Origin of the sequence: Shinella sp. M31 (assembly GCF_049199205.1) — a bacterium.
Taxonomy (GTDB): domain Bacteria; phylum Pseudomonadota; class Alphaproteobacteria; order Rhizobiales; family Rhizobiaceae; genus Shinella.
The window spans coordinates 1-10,883 of sequence record NZ_JBLZPH010000139.1 but is presented as its reverse complement, the minus strand read 5'-3'; the positions used below and the strand labels follow the sequence as shown (position 1 = coordinate 10,883).

Here is a 10,883-nt window from a genome sequence, read left to right as displayed (position 1 = left end):
CGGTTGCGGATGGCGTCCTCGATATGCGGACGTCCCTCCTGCACCTTGTTGACCTTGATCGCCTCGATGCCGTTTTCAGCGAGGAAACGGGCGGTGCCGGAGGTCGCCATGACCTTGAAGCCGATCTCGGTGAGCAGGCGCACGGCCGTCAGCACACGATCCTTGTCGCCATCGCGCACCGACACGAAGACCGTGCCTTCCCGCGGCAGGTCGACGCCGGCGCCGAGCTGCGACTTGGCGAAGGCCAGCGCGAAATCCGTGTCGAGGCCGATGACCTCGCCGGTCGAGCGCATTTCCGGGCCGAGCAGCGTGTCGACGCCGGGGAAACGGGCGAAGGGGAACACGGCTTCCTTGACGGCGATGTGCTTGAGGTTGCGCGGATCGGGCTTCTTGCCATAGGCGGCGATCGCCGCATCGAGGCCTTCACCCGCCATGACGCGGGCGGCGATCTTTGCGATCGGCGCGCCGATGGTCTTGGCGACGAAGGGCACCGTGCGCGAGGCGCGCGGGTTGACTTCCAGCACGTAGATCGTGCCGTCCTTGATGGCGTATTGCACGTTCATCAGGCCGCCGACGTTGAGCGCCTTTGCAAGGGCTTTCGTCTGGCGCTCCAGCTCGTCGACGATCTCGGTGGAGAGCGTGTGGACCGGCAGCGAGCAGGCACTATCACCCGAATGGATGCCGGCTTCCTCGATATGCTCCATGATACCGGAGACGAAAACGTCCTTGCCGTCGCAGAGCGCGTCGACGTCGACTTCCACCGCATTCGACAGGTAGCTGTCGAAGAGCAGCGGGTTCTTGCCGAGCAAGGTGTTGATCTGACCCGTCTTGTCGTTCGGGTAGCGCTGCTTGATATCCTCGGGCACCAGTTCCGGAACGGTGTCGAGCAGGTAGGTCTGCAGCATCGATTCCGAATGGATGATCTGCATGGCGCGGCCGCCGAGCACGTAGGACGGGCGCACGACGAGCGGGAAGCCGATCTCGCCGGCAACAAGGCGGGCCTGTTCGACCGAGTAGGCGATGCCGTTGTTCGGCTGGTTGAGGTCGAGCTTCTGCAAGAGCTTCTGGAAGCGGTCGCGGTCTTCGGCAAGGTCGATCATGTCGGGCGCGGTGCCGAGGATCGGGATGCCGTTCTTTTCCAAGGCTTCGGCGAGCTTCAGCGGCGTCTGGCCGCCGAACTGCACGATGACGCCGACGAGTTCGCCGTTGGTCTGCTCGGCCTTCAGAATTTCGATTACGTCTTCGGCCGTCAGCGGCTCGAAATACAGGCGGTCGGAGGTGTCGTAGTCGGTCGAGACCGTTTCCGGGTTGCAGTTGACCATGATGGCTTCATAGCCGGCATCCTTCAGCGCGAAGGCAGCGTGGCAGCAGCAATAGTCGAACTCGATGCCCTGGCCGATACGGTTCGGACCGCCGCCGAGAATGACGACCTTCTTGCGGTCGGAAATGCCCGCTTCCGAGCGCGTTTCGCCGGCAAACGGCGTCTCGTAGGTCGAATACATATAGGCGGTCGGCGAGGCAAATTCGGCCGCGCAGGTATCGATGCGCTTGAAGACCGGGCGCACATTCAGGCCGTTGCGCAGCTCGGCCACTTCCTTCGGGCGCTTGCCGGAGAGGGTGGCGAGGCGGGCGTCGGAGAAGCCCATGGCCTTCAGCATGCGCAGGTTTTCGGCGTCATCAGGCAGGCCGTGTTCGCGGATGCGGGCCTCCATGTCGACGATGGCCTTGAGCTGCTCCAGGAACCACGGATCGATCTTCGAGCCTTCGTGCGCCTCTTCCACCGAAAGGCCGAGGCGCAGCGCCTGGGCGACCATGCGCAGGCGATCCGGCGTCGGCGTGGAGATGGCGGCGCGGATGGCGTTCTTGTCGTTGCCGTCGCCAAGACCGGGGATTTCGATCTCGTCGAGGCCGGTCAGGCCGGTTTCGAGGCCGCGCAGCGCCTTTTGCAGCGATTCGGCGAAGGTGCGGCCGATGGCCATGACTTCACCGACCGACTTCATGGCGGTGGTCAGCGTCGGCTCGGCGCCGGGGAACTTTTCGAAGGCGAAACGCGGGATTTTGGTGACGACATAGTCGATCGACGGTTCGAACGAGGCCGGCGTCGCGCCGCCGGTGATGTCGTTTTCCAGTTCGTCCAGCGTGTAGCCGATGGCGAGCTTGGCGGCGATCTTGGCAATGGGGAAGCCGGTGGCCTTCGATGCAAGCGCAGACGAGCGCGAGACGCGCGGGTTCATTTCAATGACGACGAGGCGGCCGTTTTCCGGATTGACGGCGAACTGCACGTTCGAGCCGCCGGTCTCCACGCCGATCTCGCGCAGCACCGCGATGGAGGCGTTGCGCATGATCTGGTATTCCTTGTCCGTCAGGGTCAAGGCTGGGGCGACGGTGATCGAGTCACCGGTGTGGACGCCCATCGGGTCGATGTTTTCGATGGAGCAGATGATGATGCAGTTGTCCGCCTTGTCGCGGACGACTTCCATTTCGTATTCCTTCCAGCCGAGCACCGACTCTTCGATCAGAACTTCCGTCGTCGGCGAGGCGTCGAGGCCGGAATTGACGATCTCGAAGAATTCCGAGCGGTTGTAGGCAATGCCGCCGCCGGTGCCGCCCATCGTGAAGGACGGGCGGATGATGGCGGGCAGGCCGATCGTGTCCAGCGCCTGCGCGCCGATCGCCATGGCATGGCTCATATAGCGCTGCTTGCGGTCGGTCTCGCCGAGGTTCCACTGGTTTTCCAGCTCGTCCAGCGCCTTGTCGAGCGCATCGCCGGAAAGCTGCGCCTTCACCTTGGCGCGCTCGGCCTCATGCGCCTTGCGATCGACATCCTTGATCTCGGTGGCATTGGCGAGCAGCGACTTCGGCGTTTCCAGGCCAATGCGGGCCATGGCCTCGCGGAAGAGGGCGCGGTCTTCGGCCATGTCGATTGCGGCGGGCTTGGCGCCGATCATCTCGACATTGTAGCGGTCGAGAACGCCCATGCGCTTCAGCGAAAGCGCCGTGTTGAGCGCCGTCTGGCCGCCCATGGTGGGCAGAAGCGCGTCCGGGCGTTCCTTGGCGATGATCTTGGCGACGACTTCGGGCGTGATCGGCTCGACGTAGGTGGCGTCGGCGAGGCCGGGATCGGTCATGATCGTTGCCGGGTTGGAATTGACGAGGATGACGCGGTAGCCTTCCTCCTTCAGCGCCTTGCAGGCCTGGGTGCCGGAATAATCGAATTCGCAGGCCTGGCCGATGACGATCGGCCCCGCGCCGATGATGAGGATCGATTTCAAATCTTGGCGCTTGGGCATCTCTCTATCCAATCTTCCGCGTGCGCGAAAAACCGGCATGGCGATGGGTTCACCGGGCCGGGCGCGCAAAAATGGTCTTTCAAGGCTAGAAGCGGCTTATAGGCAAATGACGGGGGGAGCGGAACCCCGAAAATCGCGCAATCGACAGGAAAAGTGCAAGGGCTGTTCCCCTGCGGCATGCCGGCGATATAACAGGCGGCCCTTTGGCCCGCGTCGCAAGCGTTTGTCGAACCATTCGGGGCAGAGACGCATATCGATTTGGGGAGGGAAGCATGCTGCCGCAGGAAACCGATGTGCTGATCGTCGGGGCGGGGCCGACAGGCCTTGCGCTCGCCGTCACCCTGCAACAGGCCGGCATCCGCCCCGTTATCGTCGACCGGCTTGCGGCGGGGCAGAACACCTCGCGCGCCGCCGTCATCCATGCCCACACGCTGGAAGTGTTGGAGCGCATCGGCGTCACCGAGGAATTGGAGCGCCGCGGGCTGCCGCTCACACGCTTTACACTGCGCGATCATGACAAGGCGGTGCTCGAACTCGATTTTTCCATGCTGCCCTCGCGTTATGCGGAGGTCCTGATGATTCCGCAGGACGAAACCGAGGCTGTGCTTGCCGCACGGCTGGAGGCGCTTGGCGGTGCCGTGGTTCGCGGCGTGACGGCAACGAAAGTCGAGGCGGATGCGACGGGCGCGACCGTCCACCTTGCGACGGGGGAGGGCGAACAGGTCATCCGCGCCCGCTACCTCATCGGCGGCGACGGCATGCACAGCGTGGTGCGCGAGGCGGCCGGCATCGCGTTCGACGGCGCGGCCTATGCCGGTTCCTTCGTGCTGGCCGATGTCCATATGGACTGGGGTTTCAGCGACGAGGTGACCTTGCTCTTCTCGGCCGAAGGCATGGGGGTCGTCGCGCCGCTGCCCGGCGGCCATTTTCGTATCGTCGCGCCGGTCGAGGATGCGCCGCCCGAGCCGGATGCCGCTTACGTCCAGGCACTGCTCGATGCGCGCGGGCCGCGCACGGTGCCCGGCCGCATCAAGGATGTGATCTGGAGCTCGCGCTTCCGTGTTCATCACCGCGTCGCCGCGCGTTATCGCTCCGGTCCCGTCTTTGTCATGGGCGATGCCGCGCATGTGCACAGCCCGGCCGGCGGGCAGGGCATGAATACCGGCATCGTCGATGCCGTGGTGCTCGGCCAGCTGCTCGCCGATGTCCTGAACGGCAAGGCACCGGAGGCGACGCTCGACCTCTATGAGGAGAAGCGCCGCCCGGCCGCGGTGGAGGTGCTGGCGCTTGCCGATCGCCTGACACGGATGGCGATGATACGCAGCGGCGTCGGACGTATGTTGCGCAATCTTGCACTGCGTGTCCTCGGTGCGTCACCCGTCTTCCGGCGCAAGCTTGCGCTCAATGTCTCCGGCCTCGCCCGCAAGGGGCTGGGCATGGTGCCGCCGCGCTAAATCACTCTGTTACAAGAATGCCTGGCAGCTCCGCGAGAATGCTGTCGCGTGCCCTGAGGCTCGTGCGCGGTTCCTGCTTCCTCTCGTCCTGGACAAGCCGCGCAAAAATCACGGTCTGCTCGCCGCGGCTGGCCCAGCCGACATACCAGCCCCAGGGGGTGTTATAGTTGAAGCTGCCGTCGGCTTGGCGCGGATAGGCCATGCCCGTCTTGCCCTGCGCGTGCCAGCCGTCGCCGATCTCCCGGCCCTCGACGATTTTCATCGCCGCATCCATCGCGTCGGAGGAGACGGGCAGGTCGTGGTTCACCAGTTTCCTGAGGAAGGCGATCTGCTCGCGGGGCGAGATTTTCAGGGAGGAAGCGATCCAGGAGCGTTCCAGACCGTTGTTCTTGCCGGGATCGCCGGTCACGTCGGCATTGCCGTAGTCGAAGGCCTCGGCATAGTCGCGCAGCTTCTCGTAGCCGAGAAATTCGGTGATGCGTTGCGAGTACCAGACGACGGAAAGCTCCATCCAGCGCTTCGGCGACGTCGGCTGGCGCCAGGCTTCACCGCCCCAGTCCGGATAGCCCTTCAGGAACGGCAGAACCGGCTCCCGGGAATTTTCCAGAAAGCCGGAATCGTAGCCCATCACCGCGAGCGGCACTTTGAAGGTGGAGGCGGGGGTGACGCGGCTCTTGCAATCGCCCTTTTCCAGGATGACCTCATCGCTGCCAGCATCGGCAACGATGGTACAAATAATGCGGGCTTCTGCCGGTGCTGCGAAGCTTGCAGCCAGCAGGGCGCCGGCGGCGAAAAGATGTTTGTCCATCCGGTTTTCTCTGATTTCGAGTGGTTTGTGCCGTCTTGATAGCAACCGCTTGATGGGCTGACAAAAGATCAATACTGGTCTTAGCCATGAGGAAAACTAGGGCATCGCCATGGTTCGGCCATATCTTCCGCTGAACGCCTTTCGCGCTTTCGAGGCGTCTGCCCGGCATCTGAGCTTCACACGCGCGGCCATCGAGCTGAACGTCACGCAGGCCGCCGTCAGCCATCAGGTGAAGAGCCTCGAGGACCAGCTCGGCGTCGTGCTGTTCAAGCGCCTGCCGCGCGGGCTGATGATCACCGCGGAGGGCGACAGCCTGCTGCCGGTGCTGCGCGACAGCTTCGACCGCATGGCCGATGTGGTGGAGCGCTTTCGCGGCGGCCATGTGCGGGAGATCCTGTCGGTCGGTGCGGTGGGCACCTTTGCGGTCGGCTGGCTCCTGCCGCGCCTGGCAGGTTTTCGCGAGCGCCACCCGTTCGTCGAGGTCAGGCTTTCCACCAACAACAACCGCGTCGATCTCGCTGCCGAAGGGCTGGATTTCGCCGTGCGTTTCGGTGCCGGCGCCTGGCATGGCACCGATGCCGTCAGGCTCTTCGATGCGCCGCTTTCGGTGCTGGCGACCCCCACGATCTCACGCGATCTGAAAACACCGGAGGACCTGCTGGGCCTGACGCTGCTGCGCTCCTACCGCCGCGACGAGTGGACCCGCTGGTTCGAAGCCGCGGGCCTGCCGCGCACGCCGCCACCGCAGAATGCCATCGTCTTCGACACGTCGCTCGCCATGATCGAGGCGGTGTTGCAGGGGCTTGGTGTCGGGCTCGCGCCGCCGTTGATGTTTTCGCGGCTTCTCTCTTCCGGTGCCGTCGTGCAGCCGTTCAAGACGAGTGTCGCGCTTGGTAGCTATTGGCTGACCTGCCTGCAATCGCGCAGCGTCACCCCGGCCATGGCGGCTTTTTCGGAATGGCTGCGGGAAACGGTGGCGGAGGAGGGGCTGGCCTGATCCCTATTTCAGACCGGGCATGACGAGCACTTTCACCTCGCCGGGGCGCGGCGGGTTCGCCACGGCATCCGGCAGGTCGTTTATGCCGATACGGCGCGATATCAGCCGGTCGACCTTGATCGTGCCCGAGGCAATCAGCGCCGCGGCTCGCCCATGCACATGCGGGTTGAGGAAGGAGGTGAGGATTTTCACCTCGCGGAACAGCAGATCGAAGGGTTCGATCTCGATCTTTTCCCCTTGCGGCATCACGCCGAGAATGACGACGGTGCCGCCGTTGCGGGCGAGTTTCGGCGCCTGCGCCATGGTTTCGGCCACGCCCGCGCATTCGATGACGACATCGGCTCCGCGGGGAACGAGGCCGGATTTGCCGGCAATGCCTTCGATTGCGTCGCCTGAACCGGGATCGAAGGAATGGGTGGCGCCGATCTCCTCGGCCAGCTGCCGGCGAACGGCTTGGCGCGTAACGAGCACGACGGCGGTCGCGCCGGCAAGGCGGGCGAGCTGCACCGTGAGCATACCGATCACCCCGCCGCCGAGCACCACCACAGAACTGCCGGGCTGAATGCTGGCCATGCCGATGCCATGCAGGCAGCAGGCGAGCGGTTCGCAGAAGGCACCATGTTCCGGCGGCAGCGAAAGCGGCATTTCATGGGCCTGCCTCTGCGGCACCAGCACATAGTCCGCAAAGCCGCCGTCACGGTGAATGCCGATCGCCTGGAGGTTTTCGCAGAGGTTGAGGCGGCCGCGACGGCATTGCGCGCAGCGGCCACACGCGATGTTCGGATCGCCGGTTATGCGCATGCCGGGCCGGAAATCGCGAACGGCATCGCCGATGGCCTCGACGATGCCGGAGAATTCGTGGCCGAGCGTCACTGGCGGGTGGCACGGAAATTCACCGTGGAAAAGATGACGGTCGGTGCCGCAGATGCCGGCGGCCTCGACCCGCACGAGAAGATCGTCCGGGCCCGGCACGGGTTTTTCCACCTCGCGCACCACAAAACCGCCGATCGCCTCCAGCCGCGCCGCTTTCATGCCATCCTCCCGTTTTCCGCCGGAGAATAGGAGCGGCAACGGCGGTGGCGGTCAAGACCATCACGCGTTCAGGTGAGATTGCGGCGGCGTTCCAGCTCCGCCTCGGTTGGCGTTTCGAACTCGAAGGAGCCGGTGGTGACCTCGCCCGCGCGGGCATATTTGCTGATGACGATCCCGTTTTCGCTGGTGCTCGACGCCACCAGCGTCAGCGCCCGCGGGAAGGAGGCGTCGCCGAACAGCCGTTTGCCCTTGCCGAGAATGACCGGGAAGGTGAAGACGTTGATCTCGTCGACGAGATCATGCTCGAACAGCGTCTTGAGAAAGTCCGTCGAGCCCTGCGTCAGGAGATCCGGCCCGTCCTCGCCCTTCAACGCCTTTACTGCGGCAATCGTATCGGCCCCCAGCACATGGCTGTTCTGCCAGATGGTTTTGAAGCCCGGATTGCGGGTGGCGACATATTTGTTGATGCGGTCGAAGAGCGGGCCGATCGGGTCGTTCTTGTCGGCATAGGGCCAGTGGGCGGCGAAGATGTCGTAGGTCTTGCGGCCGAGCAGCAGGTCGAAGGGATTTGCAAACATCTCGTCGATGGCAGCGCCCAGCTTCTCGTCGAAGAGCGGCGCGACCCAGCCGCCGAACGTGAAGCCGCCGATGGGATCCTCTTCCGGGCCGCCCGGCGCCTGCATGACGCCGTCGAGGCTGACAAAGGCGCCGACAATGATCTTTCTCATGGGGGTTCTCCTGGCCGTTTGTTGATGGATACCTAGAGACGAACGGCGACAGGTCGATCCGACATCGCCCTTGGAAAAATCGTCAGCCCCAGCGGGTGCGCACTGCCTCCATGCGGCTGCGGCTCACCGGAATTTCCCGGCCATCCTTCATCAGGATCGCCAGCCGCCCCTCGGAGCGGAGAAGCCGGTCGACATGGATATCGGCGACGAAATGCGAGCGGTGCACCTGCAAGCCGGCCGTCGCGCCCAGCTCTTCCAGCGCATCGGAGAAACGCAGCAGCACCAGCTCCCGCCCGCGACTCGTCGTCACCTCGGTATAGTGATCGGCGACCGTCATGTGCAGGACCGGGCCGCGGTTCTCCGGCTTCAGCCGGCGCAGCAACAGTACTTCGGCGCGCTCGTTCGTCGCCTCGGGTGTGGGTAGCGGCGATGGCGAAAGGGCCTCGGCCTGCTTGCTGCTCATCGTCATGAAGGTGAGGCCGCAGAAAAGGGCGGAGAGGACGAGGCCGCTGGCAATGCTCTGCGCAATGGTCGCGAGGGTGGGCGTGCCGCCGAAGGTGGCGAGGCTGATCGCCTCCGTGGCAAGCCCGACAGGCGCGCCGGCGATGAGCGTGCCGATCGCCATGCGGCCGAGAAGGCTCGGCACGCGGCGGAGGAGAAGTGTGTTCATGAGAACGATGGTGACCACGGCGATGCTCCAGGCAGCGGCGTGCTGGACGAGCCAGAAGCCGAGGCGCGGGGCGCTGGCCAGACGCTCGGCCGTGCCATAGGGGCCGGTCACCCAGAAGATCAGCACCACCGCGCCGAAGGTCGCCCAGAAGCGCGGGGAGCGCAGGAAGACCTGCAGTTCACGAAGCGCGGATTGCAGGAAGGGGCGTTCCACGAAGTATTCCGTCCAATCGGGCCAAAGCGTTTGAGGCGGGCCGATCATTGGCCGAAGACGGTGGCGAATTCAACCGCCCCTTTCCACCGAAAGATCGAGTTTGCCATGACCCTCGAACCATTGCTCAATGCCCCCTTCGCCATCCAGTTTCACGTTGCGACCGTGCTGCCGGCCGCCGTGCTCGGCGCGATCCTGCTTGCCCGCCCCAAGGGTACGCCTGCCCATCGGCTGCTTGGAAAAATCTGGCTGGTGCTGATGGTGCTGACGAGTTTTTCGACCTTCTTCATTCACGGCATCAACATGGTCGGCGGTTTCAGCCCCATTCATCTCCTCTCCCTCTATGTCATCGCCGGCAGCGTGAGGGCGATCCAGACGGCGCGCCAGGGCAATATCCGCGCCCACCGCGCCCATGTGGCCGGCATGTATTTCGGCGGCATCGTGGTGGCGGGGCTCTTCACGCTCGTTCCGCACCGGGTGATGGGCATGACCCTCTTCGACAGCGCGTCCGGCCTTGCCAGCGGGCTAGCGGCCGCTGTCGTCAGCATTCTGTTCGTGGGGGCGGGTGCGCTGGCCATCCGCGAGGCCGGCTGGGGGCAGCGTTTCAATGCGATCTTCCGGCGCCGTTGATACGCTGCTTTTCGTTTTGCAAGGCGGCGCAGCTGGCCCTATAAGTTTTTGCTGAGGAACGAATTCACGCCGTGGACGTTCATTGATAATCAATGCGGGGAAATACGCCATGGAATGGAAAGGTCGTCGCCAGTCGGGCAATATCGAGGACCAGCGCGGACCCGGTCCCGGCCCTTCGATGGGGGGAGGCAACCCGTTTGGTCGCGGCAATGGCGGCTTCCGCATCCCGATGGGGGGCGGACGCAGCGCCGGCGGCGGCGGCATGAGCATCGGCACCATCATCTTCCTCGTCGTCATCTACTTCATCTTCAAGGCGATGGGCATCGACCTGTTGCAGGTGATGGATGGCGGCGGCGGGCAGCCGAGCCGGCCCGGCTTCGAGCAGACCGACAATGCCAGCCAGCGCTCCTCGCCGCAGGAGGAGGAGACCAAGGCCTTCATGGCGACGGTTCTCGCCGAGACGGAAGACACCTGGAACGGCATCTTCCAGTCGGCCGGCGAGCGTTACGAGGAGCCGAAGATGGTGCTGTTTTCCGGCTCCGTCAAATCGGCCTGCGGCTTCGCCTCTGCGGCCTCCGGCCCGTTCTATTGCCCGGGTGACCGCAAGGTTTATCTCGACATGAGCTTCTTCGACGAGCTCGCCAACAAGTTCGACGCCGCCGGCGATTTCGCGCAGGCCTATGTCGTCGCGCACGAAGTTGGCCACCACGTCCAGAACCTCACCGGCGTTCTGCCGCGCTTCAACCAGCAGCGCCAGAGCATGAGCGAGGTCGAGGCTAACCAGATGTCGATCCGCGTCGAGCTTCAGGCTGATTGCTACGCTGGCATCTGGGGCAAATATACCCAGCAGAAGGGTTTGCTTGAGAGCGGCGACCTTGAGGAAGCGCTGAACGCCGCAACGCAGATCGGCGACGATACGCTGCAGAAGCGCATGCAGGGCTATGTCGTTCCCGAAAGCTTCAACCACGGCACCTCGGACCAGCGCCGCCGCTGGTTCAAGCGCGGTTTCGATACCGGTCGGGTCGATGCCTGCGATACGTTCAAGGGTGAACCGTAACAGCTGC

Annotated in this window: 9 protein-coding genes; 4 read left to right on the top strand and 5 right to left on the bottom strand. The window is 64.3% G+C overall.

All coding sequences use genetic code 11. The features are described from left to right. A partial coding sequence (carB, locus tag ACOZKU_RS22215) for a carbamoyl-phosphate synthase large subunit (protein ID WP_421580717.1) occupies nucleotides 1-3,290 on the bottom strand: 3,290 nt, incomplete at its 3' end. Nucleotides 3,291-3,562: 272 nt separating this feature from the next. On the opposite strand from carB, the gene ACOZKU_RS22210 reads away from it, so the two are divergent. After that, nucleotides 3,563-4,744, top strand: a complete 1,182-nt coding sequence (locus ACOZKU_RS22210) for an FAD-dependent monooxygenase (RefSeq protein WP_421580716.1) — start codon at nucleotides 3,563-3,565, stop codon at nucleotides 4,742-4,744. Nucleotide 4,745: 1 nt separating this feature from the next. On the opposite strand, the gene blaOXA is transcribed toward ACOZKU_RS22210, so the two are convergent. Next, the gene (gene blaOXA / locus ACOZKU_RS22205; protein WP_421580715.1) at nucleotides 4,746-5,552 is read right to left on the bottom strand and encodes a class D beta-lactamase; all 807 of its coding nucleotides are present in this window, start codon (nucleotides 5,550-5,552) and stop codon (nucleotides 4,746-4,748) included. 109 nt (nucleotides 5,553-5,661) lie between these two features. On the opposite strand from blaOXA, the gene ACOZKU_RS22200 reads away from it, so the two are divergent. After that, nucleotides 5,662-6,549: a LysR family transcriptional regulator gene (locus ACOZKU_RS22200; protein ID WP_421580714.1), complete on the top strand. Its 888-nt coding sequence runs from the start codon at nucleotides 5,662-5,664 to the stop codon at nucleotides 6,547-6,549. A gap of 3 nt (nucleotides 6,550-6,552) precedes the next feature. Here ACOZKU_RS22200 and ACOZKU_RS22195 read toward each other — a convergent pair whose 3' ends face one another. From ACOZKU_RS22195 to ACOZKU_RS22185, 3 genes are all read right to left on the bottom strand, one after another. Next, entirely contained in the window at nucleotides 6,553-7,581 is a 1,029-nt protein-coding gene (locus ACOZKU_RS22195; protein ID WP_421580713.1) for a zinc-dependent alcohol dehydrogenase family protein, read from the bottom strand. 68 nt (nucleotides 7,582-7,649) lie between these two features. Further along, nucleotides 7,650-8,309, bottom strand: a complete 660-nt coding sequence (locus ACOZKU_RS22190) for a dihydrofolate reductase family protein (protein WP_421580712.1) — start codon at nucleotides 8,307-8,309, stop codon at nucleotides 7,650-7,652. 82 nt (nucleotides 8,310-8,391) lie between these two features. Further along, nucleotides 8,392-9,240, bottom strand: coding sequence for a LytTR family DNA-binding domain-containing protein (locus tag ACOZKU_RS22185; RefSeq protein ID WP_421580711.1), 849 nt, complete (start codon nucleotides 9,238-9,240; stop codon nucleotides 8,392-8,394). A 57-nt stretch (nucleotides 9,241-9,297) separates the two neighbouring features. Here ACOZKU_RS22185 and ACOZKU_RS22180 point away from each other — a divergent pair, with 57 nt between their 5' ends. Then, nucleotides 9,298-9,819 carry a DUF2306 domain-containing protein gene (locus ACOZKU_RS22180; protein WP_421580710.1) on the top strand — a complete coding sequence of 174 codons (522 nt, stop codon included), beginning with the start codon at nucleotides 9,298-9,300 and terminating at the stop codon, nucleotides 9,817-9,819. 109 nt (nucleotides 9,820-9,928) lie between these two features. After that, nucleotides 9,929-10,876, top strand: a complete 948-nt coding sequence (locus tag ACOZKU_RS22175) for a neutral zinc metallopeptidase (protein ID WP_421580709.1) — start codon at nucleotides 9,929-9,931, stop codon at nucleotides 10,874-10,876. Nucleotides 10,877-10,883 lie beyond the last annotated feature (7 nt).

Coding starts and splice junctions, on each gene's coding strand:
- ACOZKU_RS22175 (WP_421580709.1), top strand. CDS start 9,929: ATGGAATGGAAAGGTCGTCGCCAGTCGGGCAATATCGAGGACCAGCGC.
- ACOZKU_RS22195 (WP_421580713.1), bottom strand. CDS start 7,581: ATGAAAGCGGCGCGGCTGGAGGCGATCGGCGGTTTTGTGGTGCGCGAG.
- ACOZKU_RS22185 (WP_421580711.1), bottom strand. CDS start 9,240: ATGATCGGCCCGCCTCAAACGCTTTGGCCCGATTGGACGGAATACTTC.
- ACOZKU_RS22190 (WP_421580712.1), bottom strand. CDS start 8,309: ATGAGAAAGATCATTGTCGGCGCCTTTGTCAGCCTCGACGGCGTCATG.
- blaOXA (WP_421580715.1), bottom strand. CDS start 5,552: ATGGACAAACATCTTTTCGCCGCCGGCGCCCTGCTGGCTGCAAGCTTC.
- ACOZKU_RS22180 (WP_421580710.1), top strand. CDS start 9,298: ATGACCCTCGAACCATTGCTCAATGCCCCCTTCGCCATCCAGTTTCAC.
- ACOZKU_RS22200 (WP_421580714.1), top strand. CDS start 5,662: ATGGTTCGGCCATATCTTCCGCTGAACGCCTTTCGCGCTTTCGAGGCG.
- ACOZKU_RS22210 (WP_421580716.1), top strand. CDS start 3,563: ATGCTGCCGCAGGAAACCGATGTGCTGATCGTCGGGGCGGGGCCGACA.